This is a genomic window from Variovorax sp. PAMC 28711 (genome assembly GCF_001577265.1).
Lineage (GTDB): Bacteria > Pseudomonadota > Gammaproteobacteria > Burkholderiales > Burkholderiaceae_C > Variovorax.
Window position 1 is genome coordinate 1314985 of record NZ_CP014517.1, and the last position, 19824, is coordinate 1334808.

A 19824-nucleotide genomic window follows, 5' to 3' on the forward strand; every position below is an offset into this window, starting at 1 on the left:
GTAAATGCTTTGGCACTACTTACAACGGGTAGAAACATTATGTTGCGCCACATCCTTCAGGTTACGTACTGCCCGCACACACCGCAGATTTTTCTGCCTTCCCTGCCTGCCTGCTTGCAGCAACGGCCATGACGTTGCGCCCGCCAGCCCTTGCATCTCCGCTGTCCTTGCTCGACTTGCTGTCGCCCGCGGCATCGACTCCCTGTGCCGCCGGGATCCGCCTGAATGAGCAATTGGCGCTGGATGTCGGGTGGGTCGCGGCGTCGCGTGGTCAGATCGCTGCCGAGGGCTGGCAAGCCGCCACCCCTTGGGTCGCCGCCTTTCTCTGGCTGCAGCAAAGCTGGTTTGGCAACGGCCCGCTGGTGCCTCGCGGCCTGTGCCGCGATTGGCTGTCGCAGGTCGATGCGGCCCGGCGCAATGGCGAACTGCCCGACACGGCCATCGGCTGGGGCGGCACGACGCCGGAGGCCGACCGCGATCCGCTCGCACTGTGGCTGGGCGTCGATGCGTCGCATGCGTGGCTGAGCGGTCCCGCCGACCGGCTGGATGCCGAATCGGCGCGGCAACTGCTCGCGATCCTCTCCGCCACCACTGCCAACTTGCTTTTGGACCTTGCTGCGCCGGTCGATTCGATCCCCGGTGTCCTGCCCGACGAGCGTCGACGCATGTGCGAAACGTGGAATCGACCGATACCGCAACGCGACGCGTCGCTCACGGTCCACGGGCGCTTTGCCGAGCAGGCCGCGCTGCATTCGGCCCGCCCGGCGTTGACCGGCATCGCGGGAGAGGCGGGCACGGCCGCGTGGCGCTATGCCGAACTCGATGCGCGTGCCGACCGGATGGCGCGGCAGTTGCAGGCGCTCGGCGTGATGCCTGGCGACGCCGTCGGGGTCATGCTCGAGCGCTCGCCCATGGCAGTGGTCGCGCTCCTCGGCATCCTGAAAACCGGTGCCGCCTACGTGCCGGTGCAGGCGAATTTTCCGGCCGACCGCCTGAAGTTCATGCTCGGCGACGCGGGCGTGACCCTCGTGGTCAGCCAACGCCTGCACGCCGACGCGTTGCCCGGCGAGATGGCCGCGTTGTGGATCGACGACGCCCCGCCCGACGCCCGCGCGCTGCCGCCGCTGAAATCCGTGACGGTAGACAGCGAGGCGCGCGCCTACGTGATGTACACGTCGGGCTCGACCGGCACGCCCAAGGGCATCGAAATCTGCCATCGCTCGATCCTCCGGCTGGTGCTCGATGCCGCCTATGTCGACCTCCGGTCCGACGAACCGGTGCTGCACGCCGCGCCGCTCGGGTTCGATGCCTCCACGCTCGAAATCTGGGGTCCGTTGCTCAACGGCGGGTGCTGCGTCGTGCATGACGAGCACATGCCGACCGGCGCCGGGCTGGCCCGCACCATCGAACGGCACGGCGTCAAGACCGCCTGGCTCACGGCCGCGCTGTTCAACGCCGTCGTCGACGACGACGCCCAGCACCTTGCCGGCCTGCGTCAACTGCTCACCGGTGGCGAAGCACTGTCGGTTGCGCACGTGCGCCGCGCGCTCGCGGCGTTGCCCGGTCTCACCCTGATCAACGGCTACGGCCCGACCGAGTGCACGACCTTCGCGGCGACCTACCGCATTCCGCGCGACCTGCCCGCCAGCGCCCGGTCGGTGCCCATCGGACGCCCCCTCACCGACACCACGCTGCATGTGCTGTCGCCCACGCTGCAGTTGCTGCCGATCGGCCTGGTCGGCGAACTCTGCATCGGCGGGCGCGGACTGGCGCGCGGCTATCTGCGCCAGCCCGAGCTCACGGCGGAGCGCTTCGTGCCCGACCCGTTCGGCCGCCCCGGCGACCGGCTCTACCGCACCGGCGACCACGCGCGCTGGTTGCCCGACGGCACCATCGACTTCATCGGACGCGTCGACGGCCAGGTGAAGATTCGCGGCCATCGCATCGAAACCGGCGAGATCGAGAGCGTGCTGAACGCGCACCCGGGCATATTGACCAGCGCCGTGGTGGCGCGCACCGACCACGGCGAAGCGCCGCGCCTCGTGGCCTACCTGGTGGCGCGCGACAAGCCGGTGCCGTGGAACGATCTGCGCGCGCACATCGCCGCCAGCCTGCCGGACGTGATGGTGCCGGCCGCGCAGGTGTGGCTCGACGCGCTGCCGATCACCCTCAACGGCAAGCTCGACCGCCGCGCCCTGCCCGAACCGACCCGCGCCCGACCCGAGATGGCCGAAGACTTCGAGGCCGCGCGCGATCCGCTGGAAGTGCGGGTGTGCCAGGCCTTTGCCGGCGCGTTGGGCCTGGACCGCATCGGTCGCCGCGACAACTTTTTCGACTTGGGCGGCAATTCGTTGCTCGTGCTGAAAGTGCTCACGCAATTGCAGCAAGGCATGTCGCACACCCTGTCGGCCAACCTGTTCTTCAGCGACCCGACGCCGATGGCGATCGCGGCCGAGATGGCGGGTCCGCAGGAAGCCACGCCGCCGCGCGCGAGCCCGACACGGAGCGATCGCAACGCAGAAGAGGCCATTGCAGTGATCGGCATGGCTGGCCGCTTTCCGGGCGCTGCAGACCTCGAGCAGTTCTGGGACAACCTCGTCGCCGGTCGCGACACCATCAGCGTCTTCACCGACGCCACGCTCGATGCGAGCGTGAGTGCCGCCTTGCGCAGCAACCCGGCGTATGTGCGGGCGCGCGGCGTGCTCGAAGACGTCGACCTGTTCGACGCCGCCTTCTTCGGCATCAACCCGAAAGAAGCGGAACTCATGGATCCGCAGCACCGGATCTTCCTGGAGCTCTGCTGGGAGTGCATGGAGCGCGCCGGCCACGCGCCCGACCGGTGCACCGAGCCGGTCGGCATCTACGCCGGCATGTACAACGCCACGTATTTCCAGCGCCACGTGAGCAGCCGGCCCGACCTCGTCGAAGCGGTCGGCGAATTCCAGGTGATGCTGGCGAACGAGAAGGACTACATCGCGACCCGGGTGGCGAACAAGCTGAACCTGACCGGCCCGGCCGTCTCGGTGCACACCGCCTGCTCGACCTCGCTGGTCGCCATCGCGCAGGCCTTCTACGCCCTTCGCACTCGTCAGTGCGACATGGCGCTCGCGGGCGGCGCTTCGGTGACCTGCCCGCCACGCAGCGGCTACCTCTACGAAGAAGGCTCGATGCTGTCGCCCGACGGCAAAACGCGCAGCTTCAGCGCCGGCGCGCAGGGCACGGTGTTCAGCGACGGCGCCGCGGTGGTGCTGCTCAAGCGCCTGTCCGATGCCGTGGCCGACGGCGACACCGTCTACGCCGTGCTGCGCGGTGCGGCGATCAACAACGACGGCGGCGCCAAGGCCAGCTTCACGGCTCCGAGCATCAAGGGGCAGGCGGCCGTGGTGTCCGCCGCGCTCGCCTCGGCCGGCGTGGATGCGCGCAGCATTTCCTATGTCGAGGCGCACGGCACGGCCACGCCGATGGGCGACCCGGTCGAGATCGAAGGCCTGCGCCAGGCGTATGCGCGCCACACGAGCGACCTCGGCTTCTGCGCCATCGGCTCGTTGAAGAGCAACGTGGGCCACATGGTCACCGCGGCGGGCGCGGGCGGCCTCATCAAGACGGTCCTGGCGCTGCACAACGAGACGTTGCCGCCTTCGCTGCATTTCGACGCCCCCAACCCGTCGATCGATTTCGCCGCCACGCCGTTCCATGTGCAGCACAGCCTCGCGGCCTGGCCGCGCAGCGTCCAACCGCGTCGTGCCGGTGTGAGCGCTTTCGGTGTCGGCGGCACCAATGCGCACGTGATCGTGGAAGAGGCGCCGCCCGCGCTGCCGCCCGAGCATTCGGCGTTGCCGCAACTGCTGCAACTGTCAGCCCGTACGCCCGCGGCGCTGAGCGCCGCGGTGCAGCGGCTCGCCGACCATCTCGAAGCGCATCCGCAGCTCGAATTGGCCGATGTCGCGCACACGTTGCGCGTCGGCCGCAAGGTGTTCTCGAACCGCGCCTGCGTCGTGGCGGGCGATGCAGCGCAAGCCGTCGCTGCGCTCCGCAGCACCGATTCGCCCCAGCGGGCCAGCGGTGGTGCAGCGGCCTTCCAGCCACAGCCCGTGTTGCTGTTCACCGGCCAAGGCGCGCAGTACGCGCGCATGGGCCAGGGCCTCTACGAAGGCGACACCGTGTTTCGCGCTGCGTTCGACGACTGCCTGCGCGCTTTCGACGGCGTGCTCGACTTCGATCTGCGCGCGTGCCTGCAGTCGTCCGACCCCCTTGCTCTGGCGCCGACCTCGGTGACGCAGCCGGCCACGTTCGCGCTCGAGTACGCGCTCGCGCGCCAGCTGCTGTCGCTCGGCCTCGTGCCGGTCGCGCTCATCGGCCACAGCGTGGGCGAGTTCGCCGCTGCCGTGGTCGCCGGCGTGATGCGACTCGACGATGCGGCCCGGCTCGTCGCGCATCGCGGCTTGTTGATGCAGGCCCAGCCGGCTGGCGACATGCTCGCGGTGCGCCTGCCCGCCGCCGACGTGCTGGCGCGCTTGCCCGACACGCTTTCGCTCGCGGCCGAGAACGGTCCCAAAGCGTGCGTCGTCGCGGGTCCGTCGGCCGACGTCGAAGCGCTTCGTGTCGTGCTCGACGCAGAGGGCGTCACGACCCGACGCCTGCAAACGTCGCACGCTTTCCACTCCGCCATGATGGACGCGGCCGTGGCACCGTTCGAGCAGCGGGTGCGCGCCGTGCGCCTGTCGCCGCCTGCGATCCCGATCTATTCGACCTTGACCGGCCGGTTGCTGACGCCGGACGAAGCGACCGACCCGCGGTACTGGTCGCGCCATCTTCGCGAGACGGTGCGCTTTTCTCCCGCGGTCCGCGCTGCGCTCGCCGATGTGCCGCACGCCCTCTTCATCGAGGTGGGCCCGCGCAACACGCTCACGACGCTGGTGCGCCAGCAGCCGTCCGGGGCGACACCGATCCGCGCCGTGGCCTTGCTGACCGATCAACCGGACGGCGAGTGCGCCGCATGGCGCCTGGCCGTCGGCCGGCTGTGGATCGACGGCGTGGCCATCGATCCCGCGAAGCTCGACGCACGCACCCGGAAATCGCGCCTGTCGCTGCCGACCTATCCCTTCGAGCGCAAGCGCTTCTGGGTTGACGTCGCCGCGCCGGCCACCCCACCCCTCTCTTTGCCCCTCATACCGGAGCCGCCCATGACTGCTGCAATGCCGCACGCGTCCACTGCCCCTGCGCGCCACGCTGCGCTGTCGTCGCGCCTGCGCGCCATCTTCGAAGACATTTCCGGCGTGGACATGGCCCAGGCCGATGGTGCCGTGCTGTTCGTCGAACTGGGGCTGGACTCCCTCACGCTGACGCAGGCCGCCGGCCAGGTGAAGAAGCACTTCAAGGTGAACCTGAGCTTTCGTCAACTGATGGAGAGCTACCGAACCTTCGACTCGCTGGCCGGCTTCCTCGATGCCACGCTGCCGCCCGAAGCGGCGCCCGTGGCCGTCGCCGTGGCGATGCCGGCTGCAGTGCCTGCCGCTGCGCAAGCTGTCGTGGCGCCGCGCAGCATGGCCCTCGCGATGCCGCAGTTCATGCCGACCGCATCGATCGACGGCCAGCCGCTGATGCACCAGTTGATCGCCCAGCAGATGCAGTTGATGCAGCAGCAACTGGCATTGCTTGCGGGTGTGCCTGCGGTCGCGACTTCTGCGGAGTCGCCCGTCGCAATGGCCGCGCCGGCCCTCGCCGCCGAGCCCGTTCAGGTGCCGACGACCGACAGCGAGCCGACCGACGCCCCCGTCCGCATCACCTACGACGTCAAGAAGGCGTTCGGCGCGATCGCACGGATCCACACGCAGAGCAAGGAGCCGAGCGAGCGGCAGCGCGCGCGGCTCGCCGCGTTCATGCGCCGCTACAACGAGCGCACGCAAAAGAGCAAGACCTTCACAGAGGTCAACCGGCCGCACATGGCCGATCCGCGCGTGGTCAACGGCTTTCGCCCTGCGACCAAGGAAATCACTTATCAGGTGGTGGTCGAGCGCTCCAAGGGCTCGCGGCTGTGGGACATCGACGGCAACGAGTACGTCGACGTGCTGAACGGCTTCGGAATGAACCTGTTCGGCTGGCAACCCGACTTCGTCAACGAAGCCGTCCACCGGCAGCTCGACCTGGGCTACGAAATCGGCCCGCAACATCCGTTGTCGGCCGAGGTGACGCAGCTGATCTGCGAACTCACCGGCTTCGACCGCGCGGCGCTGTGCAATACAGGTTCCGAGTCGGTCATGGCGGCCATCCGCATCGCGCGCACGGTCACCGGCCGCAACACGGTGGTGCTCTTCGCCGGCTCCTACCACGGCACCTTCGACGAGGTGCTCGTCCGCGCGGGCCGCAATGCCAAGGGACTTTCCGCGGCACCCGGCGTTCTGCAGGGCATGTTCGGCGACGTGCGCGTGCTCGACTACGGCACGCCGGAAGCGCTGGAATTCATCCGAGCCAATGCCAACGACATCGCCGCCGTGCTGGTCGAGCCGGTGCAGAGCCGTCGGCCCGATTTCCAGCCGCGCGAGTTCCTGCGCGAAGTGCGCGCCATCACCGAAAAGTCGGACACCTGCCTGATCTTTGACGAGGTGATCACCGGCTTCCGCTCGCATCTGGGCGGCGCCCAGGCGGTCTATGGCATCCGCGCCGACCTGGCCTGCTACGGCAAGGTGATCGGCGGCGGCTTCCCGGTCGGCGTGGTGGCCGGCAAGCGCGAGTACATGGATGCGCTCGACGGCGGCGCCTGGCAATACGGCGATTCGTCGATGCCGACCGTGGGCGTCACCTACTTCGCCGGCACTTTCGTGCGGCATCCGCTGGCGCTGGCGGCCTGCAAGGCCTCGCTGATCCACCTGAAAGAAGCCGGCGAAGGCTTGCAGACGCAGCTCAACCTGCACACGGCGGCGCTCGCCGACGAGCTCACCGCGTTCTGCCGTGAAGTCGGCGCGCCCCTCGAAATCCGCTACTTCTCGTCGCTCTGGCGCGTGAGCTGGCTCGAAGACCATCCGCTGCAGGACCTGCTGTTCGCGATGATGCGCAGCCGCGGCGTGCACATCCTGGACAACTTCCCGTGCTTCCTCACCACGGCGCACACGCACGACGACATCGCGACCATCAAATCCGCGTTCAAGGAATCGGTTGCCGAAATGCAGCAGTCGGAATTCCTGCCGGGCTCGGCCCCCTCGGCGCGGTCGTTCGATGCGGCGCATCCCCCTGTTCCCAATGCCCGACTCGGTCGCGATCGCGATGGCACGCCTGCGTGGTTCGTGCCGGACCCGACGGCCAACGGCAAATTCGTGAAGTTGCAAGCATGAGCCCGATCAACGTGAAAGAGCCTTCCGACAGCGATCTCGACTTCGACCCCTTCGCTGCCGGCGCCATCGAGTTGACGGTGCCCAGCACCGAAGCCCAGCGGGAAGTCTGGCTGGCCGACCAGCTCGGCCCGCAGGCTTCGCTCTCGTACAACGAATCGCTCACGCTCCGGCTGCACGGCGATCTCGACACCGCCGCGCTCGCAGCGGCATTCGACGCACTGGTGCTGCGACATCCCGCCTTGCGGTCGACGTTTTCTGCCGACGGCACCCAGTTGCTGATCGGAGAACCCGTCCCACTGCAACTGATGGAACGCGACCTGCGCCCGCTCGATGCAAAGGCGCAGAAACGCGCGTTGGCGGCCGAAGAAGCGGCGTCGGTGCGCGAGCCGTTCGCGCTCGAGGTCGGGCCGCTGTTCCGCGCGGCGCTCTACCAGTTGTCGCCGGTGGAATTCCACCTGCTCATGACGGCGCACCACGCCATTTGCGACGGATGGTCGTGGGGCGTCGTCGCCGATGACCTCGGCCAGCTCTATGCAGAACAGATCGGCGCGGGCCCCGCGCTCGACGCCGCACCGAGCTACGCCGACTACGTGGCCTGGGAGCAGCAGGAAGCCAACGGCGCGACCATGCAGGCGCACGTCGACTACTGGCTCTCGCGCTTTTCGGGAAGCAGCCTGCCGGTGCTGGAACTGCCGCTCGACCGCGCACGCCCGACCGTTCGCACGTTTTCGTCGGCGCGCATCGATCATGTGCTCGACCGCAGCCTGGTCGACGCGCTGCGCAAGACCGGCGCCGCGCAGGGCGCGAGCCTCTATGCGGCGCTGTTCAGCGGCTTTGCCGCCATGCTGCACCGGCTGACGGCCCAAGACGATCTCGTGATCGGCATCGCCGCGGCCGGGCAGATGGCGAGCAACATGCCCGCGCTGGTCGGCCATTGCGTCAATCTGCTGCCGCTGCGCGTCGCGGTCGATGCGGCGCTGCCGTTCGACGCGTTGCTGCGCCAGTCGGCCGTGCTGCTGCTGGACGCGTTCGAGCACCAGAACCTCACCTACGGCACGCTGCTGCGCAAATTGCCGGTGACGCGCGACCCGAGCCGCCTGTCGCTCGTGAGCGTGATGTTCAATGTCGACCGCGATGCGGCGCCCAACCAGGGCAGCTTTCCCGACATCGAGGCGGTGCTGGGCAGCGTGCCGCGCGCTTGCGAAAACTTCGAGCTGTTCGTGAACATCGTGCCGGTGGCGCTCGGCATGCAGGTCGAGGTCCAGTACAACACCGACCTGTTCGACGCCGTTACGATTTCGCGCTGGCTCAAGGTCTACGAGCAGCTGCTGCGCAGCGCGGTCGCGTCGCCCGTCCAGGCGGTGGGCCAGCTTGCGGTGATGCCGCCCGACGAGCAAGCCGCGCTGCGCGCGCTGCAGCCGGCCGCGACGCCGCTCCTCGGTGCGCCGCTGATGCACGCGGCGTTCTGCGCGCAGGCCATCGACAGTCCTTCGAATGCCGCCATCCGGTACGCCGGCAGCGGCCTCTGCTACGGCGAACTCGACGCCCGCTCCAACCGGCTGGCGCGCGCGCTGCGCGAACGCGGCGTGGGCCGGGGCCAGCGCGTGGGCCTGTGCCTGCCGCGCGACAACGACATGGTCGTGGCGCTGCTGGCCGTGCTCAAGTCGGGCGCGGCCTATGTGCCGCTCGACCCGGACTTCCCGCAGGCCCGCCTCGACTACTACGCGCAGGACGCCGCACTGGCACTGCTGCTGACGCGCTCCGACGTGGCCGCGGCGCCGCGCCGCTGGCGTGACGACGCGGCGGTGCGCGTCTTCGAACTGGACGCCGAAACCAGCTGGCTGCAGGCGTCGGGCGAAGCGCTCGCCCCCGGCCCGCTCGATCCGCTGGCGGACGATCCGGCCTACGTGATCTACACCTCGGGCTCGACCGGCAAGCCCAAGGGCGTCGTCGTGCCGCACCGCCCGGTGGCGAATTTTCTGCAGAGCATGCAGCGGCAACCGGGCATCGCGGCGAGCGACAAGCTGGTCGCGGTGACCACGCTGTCGTTCGACATCGCGGTGCTCGAACTGCTGCTGCCCCTGACCGTCGGCGCCGAAGTCATCATCGCCCCGCGCGAAGCCACGCTGAACGGCGGCGACCTCGCCACGCTGATCTCGCTGACGGGCGCCACCCTGATGCAGGGTACGCCCGGCCTGTGGCGGCTGTTGCTCGACAGCGGCTGGAAAGGCCAGGCGAAGTTCAAGGTGCTGGTGGGCGGCGAAAGCCTTCCGCCCGACCTCGCGCACGATCTGCTGCGCGTCGCCGGCGAGGTCTGGAACATGTACGGCCCGACCGAGACCACGATCTGGTCCACCCGGTGGCGTGTCGAGCCGACCCTCATCGGCAGCGCTGGCATCTCGATTGGCCAGCCGATCGACAACACCACCGTCTGGATCCTCGACGCGCACCTGCAGCAGATGCCGGTCGGCGTGCCGGGCGAAATCTGCATCGGCGGCGCCGGCGTGACGCTCGGCTACCTCGATCGCCCCGAGCTCACGGCCGACCGCTTCGTCACGATCGATGTCGACGGAGCGCCGTCGCGTCTCTACCGCACCGGCGATCGCGGGCGCTGGCGCAACCACGGCTTGCTCGAACACATGGGCCGGCTCGACTCGCAGGTGAAGGTGCGCGGCTACCGCATCGAGCTGGGCGAGATCGAGGCGCGCTGCAACGAAGCGCCGGGCGTCACGCGCAGCGTCGTCATCACCCGCGAGGACGTGCCGGGCGACGTTCGCCTGGTGGCCTATCTCATGCTCGCGCCGGGCGCTTCGCTCGACCTGGACGCCGTCAAGCGCCAACTGGCCACGAGCCTGCCGCAGTACATGCTGCCGCAGCATTTCGTGCCGCTGGAGGCCATTCCGCTGCTACCGAACGGCAAGGTCGACCGCAAGGCGCTGCCCAAACCGGAGGCGCTCGCCGCCAGCGGGCTCGCGCGCGTTGCCGCGCGCACCGAGCGCGAGCGCATCGTGCTCGAGACGATGGAAAAAGTGCTTCGCCTCCCCAGCCTCGGCATCCACGACGACTTCTTCGCGCTGGGCGGCCACTCGCTCTTGGCGGCACGGCTGGCGACGCTGCTGAGCCGGAAATTCGATGTACCGGTGCCGATGCGCGTTTTGTTCGAGGCGCCCACCGCCGAGGCGCTCGCGCTGGCGATCGACGCCATCGAGAACGCCGGCGCACCGCGACGCCAGCCCATCGTGGCGCTGCCGAACCGCAGGAGCGCGCCGCAAACGCCGATGCAGCAACGCATCCGCTTCATCGAAGAGCTGCACCCCGGCCGCTCCGTGTACAACCAGCCCGCGACGCACCGCTTCGCCGGGCCGATGGACACGGCCAGATTCGAGCAGGCGTTTCGTGAGATCGTGCGGCGCCAGTCGGCGCTGCGGACCACGATGGGCAACGACCCGGCCACCGGCGAGCCGTGCCAGATCATTCACCCGTCCGTCGACTTTCCGTTTCCGCTCATCGACCTGTCGGGCGTGCCTGCGTCCGAACGCGAGATCGAACTGGCCACGTCGCTTCGCCAGGCCATCGATCGGCCCATCGACATTCATCGGGCCCCGCTGTTCCATGCGGCGCTCTACCGGATGTCGCCGACCGACCACGCCTTCGTTTTCGTGGCGCATCACCTGATCTGGGACGGCTGGTCCTACGATCTTTTTCAGACCGAGCTGGCCGCGCTCTACGGCGCCCTGGTCCGCGGCGAAACGCCGGTGCTGCCCGAGCTGTCGGTCGGTACCGGCGACTATGCGCAGTGGTACCAGGAATGGCTCGCGGGCCCCGAAGCCGGCGAACAGCTCAAGTACTGGAAGGCACGTTTCGCCAACACGCCGGTGCCGCGTGCACCGCGCACCGACCTCCCGCGCAAGTCCGGCATGAGCGGCCACGGCGAAACCCTGTGGATGAATTTCGACAAGGCCACCACGGAGCGATTCCGCACCGCAGCGACGCAGCACGACGTGACGCTCAACATGTTCGCGCTCGGAGCGTACGTGCTCATGCTCGGCAGCGCCATCGACACCGATTCGCTCGTGATCGCGGCGCCGGTGAGAGGCCGGGAGCAGCTCGAACTCGAGTCCGTGATGGGCTTCTTCAACAACGTGCTGCCGCTGTCGTTCGAGATCGACCGCTCGATAGACGCCGGCCAGTTCATGCGCTACGTCAAGAAGACCTTGCTCGACCACATGAGCTACCAGCTCATCCCGTTCGAGCGCCTCGTGGCCGAGCCGGAATTCGCGGCACGCGCGCAGGGCGTCGGCCTCTACCAGGGGCTCTTTTCATTCGAGGATGCGCGCGGACGGCCGACCGATTTCGGCGGCCTCAAGCACCAGCAGATCCACACGCGGCAAAGCGGCGCGACCGACGATATCGGCCTGTGGTTCGTCGAGAAAACCGAAGGCCTCGTCGGCGCCGTCACCTACAACTCCGACATCTACCTGCCCGAGACCGGTGCTGCCTTCAAGCAGCGCTACGTGGAGTTGTTGAACGCCCTCGTCGCTGCGCCGGACCATCCCCTGAACGTGCTGCTCGCGCCCGACGACTCGTCGAGCGCCCGGGTGCTGGCCAGGCTCGCCGCCCGATCGGACAGCGAACACGACGAGGAAGTCGTCGCCGCAGCGGTCGCCCGCGAAGCGCGCCCCATGGCCTTGCTGCCGCCAGAGCAGGCGCGGCTGGCACAGGTCTGGGCCAGTGCCCTGAACATCGACGTCAACGACATCCGCCCGACGGACAACTTCTTCGACCTGGGTGGCGACTCGTTGCTGGCGATGCGCGTGATGCAGCAGGCGGAGCAGGCGGTCGGCTTCCGGGTGGAGGCGGCGCGCTACGTGTTCGAAAGTCTCGGCCAACTTGCCATGGCGCCGGCAGCGACACCCGTTCACGCTACAGCAGACACCGCTACGCAAAGCGGCGGCGAATCGCGCACACCGTCTGCTCTCGTCCGGATGCTGACGCGCTTCGGTCGAAAAAATTGACCCGGCCGGTGCACGCGTCGATCCGTCGCCTGGAGACACCCGTGGGTTGCACGGCGTGGCTGGTCCACCTCGACCAGGACGCAGCGTTGCAGTGGCGAGACTCGCTCGACGAAACCGAAAGAACGCGCGCGGCAAGATTCGTTTTCGATCGAGATCGCGCGCGCTACGAGGCAGCGCATGGCGCCACACGTTACTTGCTGGGTCTGCACCTCGGTCGGCCGTCCTCGGAACTGCAATTCGACATCGGCGCGCTCGGCAAGCCCCACCTTGCCGGATCGACGGCCGTGCACTTCAACCTGAGCCACAGTCATCATCTGGGGCTGTTGGCCATCGGCGATCGCCCGATCGGTGTGGACCTGGAAGTCTTGCGGCCGCTCGACGGCCTGTCCGACCTGGCCGCGGCCCATTTCACCGACGCCGAGCGTGCGGCGCTCGAACGCGAAGCGCCGGATGACCGGCTCCGGTCATTCCTGACGGGCTGGACGCGAAAGGAAGCGTGCGTCAAAGCACTGGGGCTCGGCCTGGCCGTGGACACCCGTACCGTGCCGACGGGGCTCAAGGCCGCCCCACAGGCGTTCGTACGCTTCGGTGGCGCTGATGCCGCGACGGTTTCCCTGCAGTCGCTCTATGTCGGACCATCGGCCATTGCCTCCATTGCACTTTTGGAATTTTCAGATCGGACTCCATGAAACCCATCATATTTGGCCCCCCCGAACGGCGCCTTGTCGGACTTTTCCATCCGGCCGAAAAAGTCAATGCGCAGCGCGCCGCGGTGCTCATGTGCTATCCCTTCGGACACGAGGCGACACGCATCCACCGGCTGTACCGCGTGCTCGCCGAACGACTTTGCCGCCAGGGTATCGCGGTGTTGCGTTTCGACTTTCATGGCGCCGGCGATTCGCCAGGCGCCGACACGGACGGTGAAATGTCAGGCTGGGAGCAGGACATCCTGCAGGCGCATGGCGAGCTTGTCCGCATGACCTCCGCGGCTTGCGTGAGCTGGTTCGCTTCACGGCTCGGCGCGACGTTGGCCCTCCGGTCGGCCGGTGCCGCACGCGAGCTGAAGCGGCTGGTGCTGTGGGACCCGATCGTGGACGGAGCCACCTATGTGAAGGAACTGCGCGTGACGCAAGCTGCCACGCTCGACCTGGCGTTCTATGCGCGCAGCCCGTCCTGGTACGTGGCAAAGCCCGAGCTTGCCACCAGCCCGCTCACAGAGTCGATGGGATTCGGTATCAGTGCCGAGCTGGCCGACCAGATCGCCCGCTTGCGCAGCAGCGACCTCGCGGTGCCCGCCTCCGTGCCCGCGACTGTTTTTGCCAGCCCCGACGACACGAACGTGGCCGGCTGGTGCAAGGCCCAGAGCGCAGGCGTGCGCCGCGTCGCGCTGGAGACGCTCGTCCACCCTATCGTCTGGACATCCGACCCGCTCGCGAACAGCGCGATCGTCCCATCCGAAGTGATCCGACGTCTGTCGACCCTGCTCCATGAAACAGTTTGAAGAAACGCCCGTCCAGTTCGGTCCGTCGTCCGGCTTGTTCGGGATGTTGACCCGGCCGGGCGTGGGGATGCCGAGCGAGCCCGTGGGTTGCCTCATGTTCAATTTCGGTATCCACACGCACATCGGGCCGCGACGTGTGCAGGTCAAGCTGGCGCGCCGGCTCGCCCGCCAGGGCGTGAGCAGCCTGCGCTTTGATTTGTCAGGCGTCGGTGAGAGTCCGTCGCCGTCGAGCGGCATGCCGTTCGACCTGCAGGCCCAGAACGATCTGAAGGCTGCGGTGGACCTTCTGCAGTCGAGCGGCGGCGTCAGCCGAATCGCCGTCATCGGCCTGTGTTCGGGCGCCGGGCACGGCCTGCGCTTTGCCCTGCAGGATGCGCGCGTCGCAGGCCTGCTGATGTTCGACGCCTACCGCTTCGCGGGCGTCTGGTCGAACGTCGCGCGCCGCTTCCAGCGCTTCCGTCGCAGCCCCTGGGCACAGGGCAGCCATTGGATCAAACGACTGCTGGGCGCGAAGGCGCCGGGCGACAACATGCTTGAGACCAACGAGCCCGAAGTTCCGGTGAAGGCGAGCGATTTCAGCCGCAGCATGGAAGTGCTGCTGTCGCGCGCTGTGTCGGTCTACCTCGTCTACTCGGCCAGCCTCGGGGGCTCGGACAAACGACACGATCAGCTGAAAGAGCTGCGCGGCGCGGACTTCCTTTCGCGCGTGCGTTACGAGTTCATGCCCGAACTGGACCACTCGTTCACGCTGCTTGCCGGGCAAGCCCGCTTCGGCGACGGCGTCGAGCAGTGGATGCAGGGATTGAACCTGGCGGCGACACGCACCGCTTAGCTTCTTGCTGTGATGTCTCAATAGGTTGTTTACCCGAATGGGTCTGGGAAACTGGAGTTACCACGCTTCAGAGTCACAGCGGAATCCCACCAGATGAACAGCCATAAAAATGCCAGATTGACATTGGAAGGTCGCAAGTTGCTTGTCGAACGCATCGCAGGAATTGGGCTGATGCCTGCCGTCGAGGCGGCAGGCATCAGCCCGCGCACCGCGCGCAAGTGGCTCAAGCGTTTCCGGTAGGGCGGCGTGCAGGGCCTGCACGATCGCAGCTCTTGCCCGGCCAGAAAGCGCACAAACTTGGACGTCGCACGGCACGAGCGCATCGAACAGTTGCGCCGCTCGCACATGCCCATGCGCCGCATCGCCTCCATTGTCGGGCGGAGCGTGTCCACGGTCAGTCGTCTGCTCCAACGCCAAGAAGCTCGGGCGCATCGTGCAGCCCAGCCACCGTGTGACGGGCGACCGGCGCGATGCCACGCGAGGCGCCGGCTGGGAGTTTGCTCATGTGGCCGTCGACGACCACTCGCGCGTGAGCTTCGTGCAGATGCATGCCAACGCGCGCAAGGATTCGGCCGTGAACTTCATTCTGGCGGCGGTGGCGCACTACGAGGCGCTGGGCGTGAAGATCAAACGCCTGATCACAGACAACGGCTCGGCCTACCGATCGCAGCTGTTTGCCAAGACCTGCCAGGCCCTGGGTAACAAGCACACCTTCACCAAGCCTTGCCGCCCACAGACCAATGGCAAGGCCGAGCGATTCATCCAGACGTGTCTGCGCGAGTGGGCCTATTGACGCGTCTGGACCAACAGCGCGGAGCGCACTGCATGGCTGCCAGCCTTCCTGAGCTACTACAACACCCGGCGGCCGCACTCGGCCCTGGGCTACAAGCCTCCAGCCTCCCGCCTCTGCGGGAACAACCTATTGCAACTCAACACACGCATGCGCGCCATGAGCTTCTCGGACCACTGGCTCATCTCGCCGGCGCTCACGCTCTGCAGCGTGTACTGGAAGCGCGCCTTGCTTTGCCGCCCGCCCAGGCGCAGGTTCTGCACCGGCTGCATGTAGACCGCGACCCCCGGAATATCCCGGAAACGCTTGCGCAGCGACCCCAGCACCTGCGCCATCTTCGGCCGCTCTCTGCGCGGCTTCAACACCGCGAAAAGCCGCCCCGAATTCTGCGTGGCCGTGGGCCTGCCGACGCCGACGAAGGAGTTCACGTAGGCCACGCTCGGGTCTTTGCCCAGCGTCTCTGCGACGCGGTCTTGCAGCACCCTCATCGCGGTGAAGGAGATGTCTTCGGCCGCTTCGGTCGTGATCTGGATCTGGCCGATGTCTTCTTCGGGAAAGAAGCCTTTCGGGATGGTGACGAACAGCCACGCGCTGAGCACGAAGGCGAGGGCCGCGGCGCCATGCGGCAGCGGCCGTGGCGACGATCAACACGCAGATGAGGGCACGGACAGCGGTTTTCTTCATGTGGTTATTTTCCGGGGAAGCCTGAGCAACATCTTCTTACTTCCGCTATTGGAGCAGGGCTGGCGTGTCGACGTCCATACAGGGTTTCAGCCGGAGGGCCAGCGCCAAGGGCCCGCGAGATCGGCCGGCTAAAATCGCTGTTTCCCACAGCCTCTGGATGAACCCCATGAACCGCTGCAACAACAAGCCTCACGCTCTTCTTTTCATGGCAGTCTGTGCCGCACTGGCGCCGCTTTCGGCGCTGGTCTCGTCCGGCGCCCAGGCGCAGGGCATTCCCCAGACGCAGTTCGAATCCGAAGCCGGCGGCCGCAACTTTCCCATCGGCACGCTGCGTGGCCGCTTCATGGTGACGAATCCGCCCGAGATCCAGCTCGATGGCCAGCCCGAGCGCTTCGCGCCCGGCGGGCGCATTCGCAGCGCACAGAACATGCTCGTGATGCCGGCGGCCGTCGTCGGCCAGAACCTGTTGGTCAACTACACGCGCGACCCGGCCGGCCTGGTGTCGCAGGTCTGGGTGCTGACGCCCGCCGAAGCCAATGCGGAGCGCGCATCGGCCGAGCGGCCGATGTTCAATTTCTGGCCTTTCGCCTCGTCGGACGGCCGACCGCGCGACGACGGCAAGACACCGTTCGATCAATTGCCCAAGTACGGCGAATAGACGTCCACACAGCCCATGCGATGCGGCGCACTGCCGTCTCGCTCCCGTGCCAATTCGGGCCGCCGCGCCCGTCCCGCCTGCGGAATCCGCTGTCCATCACAGCGAGCAGGCTTTCCCCCAGGTGAACGCCATGAGCAAAAAAGTCTTTATCAAAACCTTCGGCTGCCAGATGAACGAGTACGACTCGGACAAGATGGCCGACGTGCTGAATGCCGCGCAGGGCTACGAGCCGACGCAGAACGTCGACGAAGCCGACCTGATCCTCTTCAACACCTGCTCGGTGCGTGAGAAGGCACAGGAGAAGGTGTTCAGCGACCTGGGCCGGGTGAAGCACCTGAAGGCCAAGGGCGTGAAGATCGGCGTCGGCGGCTGCGTCGCCAGCCAGGAAGGCGAGGCGATCATCGCGCGCGCGCCCTACGTCGACATCGTGTTCGGCCCGCAAACGCTGCACCGCCTGCCCGAGATGCTGAACGCGCGTGAGCGCCTCAACCGGCCGCAAGTCGACATCAGCTTCCCCGAGATCGAGAAGTTCGACCACCTGCCGCCGGCACGTGTCGAGGGCGCGACCGCTTTCGTCTCGATCATGGAAGGCTGCTCCAAGTACTGCAGCTACTGCGTGGTGCCCTACACCCGCGGCGAAGAGGTGAACAGGCCGCTCGACGACGTGCTGGTGGAAATCGCGGGCCTCGCCGACCAGGGCGTGCGCGAGGTCACGCTGCTGGGCCAGAACGTGAACGCGTACCGCGGCACGATGGGCGGCACGAGTGAGATTGCCGACTTTGCGCTGTTGATCGAATACGTCGCCGAGATTCCCGGCATCGAGCGCATCCGCTACACGACCAGCCATCCGAACGAGTTCACGCCGCGCTTGATCGAGGCCTATGCCAAGGTGCCGCAACTCGTGAGCCACCTGCACCTGCCGGTGCAGCACGGCAGCGACCGCATCCTGATGGCGATGAAGCGCGGCTACACCGCCATGGAATACAAGAGCACGGTGCGCAAGCTCCGCGCGATTCGCCCCGACCTCGCGCTCAGCAGCGACTTCATCGTCGGCTTCCCCGGCGAAACCGACGAAGACTTCGCCAAGATGATGAAGCTCATCGACGACTGCGCATTCGACAACAGCTTCAGCTTCATCTTCAGCCCGCGTCCCGGCACGCCGGCCGCCGCACTGCACGACGACACGCCGCACGCGGTGAAGCTCGCGCGCCTGCAGACGCTGCAGCGCGTGATCGACGGCAACGTGCGCCGTTTCGGCGATGCGCTGGTCGGCAGCACGCAGCGCGTGCTGGTCGAAGGGGCCTCACGCAAAAGTGCGGGCAAGGACGCGAACGAGCTGATGGGCCGCACCGCCTGCAACCGCGTGGTCAACTTCGAGGGCGACGCTCGCCTGGTCGGCCAGATGACCGACCTGCGCATCACGCGCTCGCTGGCGTACACGCTGCGCGGTGAGGTGATCACGCGCGAGACGCAGGAAGCGGCACTCGCCGCGATGCCGGCCTGATGGCGAAGCTGCCCTACGAGCGCGTGTCGGCGCGCGGTTCGTTCCAGCAACTGTTGCTGTTCGCCTTTCTGCTGATCACCGCGCTGCTGGTCGGTGTGGCGCTGCGCTCGGTGTTTCAGTACGACGCGCTCATGACGCAGAGCCGCGATGCGGCAGCGCGCGCGCTCACGCTGTCGGGCGCCGCCCAGTCGCTGGCCGAACGCAGCGCCGCCATGGAGCGCGCCGGTCGCCAGTCGCTGGTGTTGAACGATACGGTGCTGCGCAAGCGGTTCAGCGACGCGGCGCGCGATGCGAGCGCCACGCTCGACAAGCTGGTGCAGAGCGATCTTGCGCCCGCCTCCGCCGACGCCTGGCGCCAGCAGCTGGAGGTGATCGGCGGCCTGATGATCGGACCGGCCGACAGCGCGCTGTCGCGTGAAAGCGCGATGGCGATGCAGTTCCGCGAACTCGACGCGCTCAACACCACCATCGCGCAGCAGGCGCAGTTCCTGATCGAGACGCAGAACAACGCACTGGCGCAACGCATCGAGAACGCCCGCAATCGCGTGATGCGGCAGGTGATCGCGGCGAGCGTGCTGGCGGTGTCGCTGGCGCTGGCGTTCGGCGTGTGGCTGGCGCGGCCCTTCAAGCGGCTGCAGAAAGCGATCGTCGGGCTGGGCGAGAACCGGCTCGACGAACCGATCGACATTCGCGGTCCGGCCGACGTGCGACGTGTCTCGCAGCAGCTCGAATGGTTGCGGCTTCGTCTGACAGAACTGGACGCCGACAAGGCGCGCTTCTTGCGGCATGTGTCGCATGAACTCAAGACGCCGCTGGCGGCCTTGCGCGAAGGCGTGTCGCTGCTGGAAGACGGCGTGACGGGCGCCTTGAATCCGGCCCAGCGCGAGGTCGCGCAGATCCTGAACCAGAACACGATCGCCTTGCAGGGGCAGATCGAGGCGCTGTTGCGTTTCAACGCGGCCGCCTTCGAGGCGCGTGAACTGCACCGCCAGCGAACGGCGTTGCTGCCGCTGATCGAAGAGCAGATCGATGCCCAGCGGCTCCAGTGGCAAGGCCAGGGCCTGACGGTGCGCGCCAGCGGCGACCCGCTGAGCGTGCAGGTCGACCCGGTCAAGCTCGGCACCGCGATTGCCAACCTGCTGTCGAACGCGATCCGCTTTGCGGCGCGCGGCGGAAAAATCTCGATCGACGTTTCGGGCACGCCGGAAACGGCCCTGATCGACATCGCCGACGACGGGCCGGGCGTGGCCGAAAGCGACCGCGACCGCGTGTTCGAACCCTTCTTTCGCGGCGAACGCCAACCTGATCACGCGGTCAAGGGCACGGGCATCGGACTTTCCATCGTGCAGGAGTACATTGCAGCCCATGGTGGCCGCGTCACGCTGCTGCCCGACGGACCAGGTGCTCGTTTCCGCATCGAGCTGCCGCGCACCGTGTAAATCCAACGCCCACGCGTCCCACTTCCGAAACATGTTCTCTCCGATCGTCCGCAGGTCTGCCATCGCCTTGGCC

The 19824-nt window shown here is 67.5% G+C and carries 8 protein-coding genes and 2 pseudogenes; 9 read left to right on the forward strand and 1 reads right to left on the reverse strand.

The window, feature by feature from the left end:
* The first annotated feature begins 128 nt into the window (after positions 1 to 128).
* The 6 genes and pseudogenes from AX767_RS06650 to AX767_RS06675 all read left to right on the forward strand — a co-directional run.
* Complete coding sequence (locus tag AX767_RS06650) at positions 129 to 7328, forward strand: type I polyketide synthase (RefSeq protein WP_068629748.1); 7200 nt, start codon at positions 129 to 131, stop codon at positions 7326 to 7328.
* A complete protein-coding gene (locus AX767_RS06655) occupies positions 7325 to 12343 on the forward strand; it encodes a non-ribosomal peptide synthetase (RefSeq protein WP_068629751.1) in 5019 nt (1672 codons plus the stop codon). Before AX767_RS06650 ends, AX767_RS06655 begins: the two co-directional genes overlap by 4 nt.
* Positions 12344 to 12384: 41 nt before the next feature.
* Positions 12385 to 13032, forward strand: coding sequence for a 4'-phosphopantetheinyl transferase family protein (locus AX767_RS06660; protein ID WP_168164808.1), 648 nt, complete (start codon positions 12385 to 12387; stop codon positions 13030 to 13032).
* Positions 13029 to 13844, forward strand: a complete 816-nt coding sequence (locus tag AX767_RS06665) for a serine aminopeptidase domain-containing protein (RefSeq protein ID WP_068629755.1) — start codon at positions 13029 to 13031, stop codon at positions 13842 to 13844. The genes AX767_RS06660 and AX767_RS06665 overlap by 4 nt, the downstream gene beginning before the upstream one ends.
* Positions 13831 to 14676, forward strand: coding sequence for an alpha/beta fold hydrolase (locus AX767_RS06670; RefSeq protein WP_068629757.1), 846 nt, complete (start codon positions 13831 to 13833; stop codon positions 14674 to 14676). The genes AX767_RS06665 and AX767_RS06670 overlap by 14 nt, the downstream gene beginning before the upstream one ends.
* Before the next feature lie 93 nt (positions 14677 to 14769).
* A pseudogene (locus AX767_RS06675) lies at positions 14770 to 15613 on the forward strand (integrase core domain-containing protein); the annotation flags it as partial.
* Here AX767_RS06675 and AX767_RS20970 read toward each other — a convergent pair.
* Positions 15613 to 16080 (reverse strand): annotated as a pseudogene (locus AX767_RS20970) (efflux RND transporter permease subunit); the annotation flags it as partial. The pseudogenes AX767_RS06675 and AX767_RS20970 overlap by 1 nt on opposite strands.
* Positions 16081 to 16355: 275 nt before the next feature.
* On the opposite strand from AX767_RS20970, the gene AX767_RS06685 reads away from it, so the two are divergent.
* From AX767_RS06685 to AX767_RS06695, 3 genes are all read left to right on the forward strand, one after another.
* Positions 16356 to 16808: a hypothetical protein gene (locus AX767_RS06685; RefSeq protein WP_237288581.1), complete on the forward strand. Its 453-nt coding sequence runs from the start codon at positions 16356 to 16358 to the stop codon at positions 16806 to 16808.
* 130 nt (positions 16809 to 16938) lie between these two features.
* Complete coding sequence (miaB, locus tag AX767_RS06690) at positions 16939 to 18312, forward strand: tRNA (N6-isopentenyl adenosine(37)-C2)-methylthiotransferase MiaB (RefSeq protein WP_068629764.1); 1374 nt, start codon at positions 16939 to 16941, stop codon at positions 18310 to 18312.
* Positions 18312 to 19751 carry a sensor histidine kinase gene (locus AX767_RS06695; RefSeq protein ID WP_068629766.1) on the forward strand — a complete coding sequence of 480 codons (1440 nt, stop codon included), beginning with the start codon at positions 18312 to 18314 and terminating at the stop codon, positions 19749 to 19751. Before miaB ends, AX767_RS06695 begins: the two co-directional genes overlap by 1 nt.
* Positions 19752 to 19824 lie beyond the last annotated feature (73 nt).

Coding starts and splice junctions, on each gene's coding strand:
- AX767_RS06650 (WP_068629748.1), top strand. CDS start 129: ATGACGTTGCGCCCGCCAGCCCTTGCATCTCCGCTGTCCTTGCTCGAC.
- AX767_RS06655 (WP_068629751.1), top strand. CDS start 7,325: ATGAGCCCGATCAACGTGAAAGAGCCTTCCGACAGCGATCTCGACTTC.
- AX767_RS06665 (WP_068629755.1), top strand. CDS start 13,029: ATGAAACCCATCATATTTGGCCCCCCCGAACGGCGCCTTGTCGGACTT.
- AX767_RS06670 (WP_068629757.1), top strand. CDS start 13,831: ATGAAACAGTTTGAAGAAACGCCCGTCCAGTTCGGTCCGTCGTCCGGC.
- AX767_RS06685 (WP_237288581.1), top strand. CDS start 16,356: ATGGCAGTCTGTGCCGCACTGGCGCCGCTTTCGGCGCTGGTCTCGTCC.
- miaB (WP_068629764.1), top strand. CDS start 16,939: ATGAGCAAAAAAGTCTTTATCAAAACCTTCGGCTGCCAGATGAACGAG.
- AX767_RS06695 (WP_068629766.1), top strand. CDS start 18,312: ATGGCGAAGCTGCCCTACGAGCGCGTGTCGGCGCGCGGTTCGTTCCAG.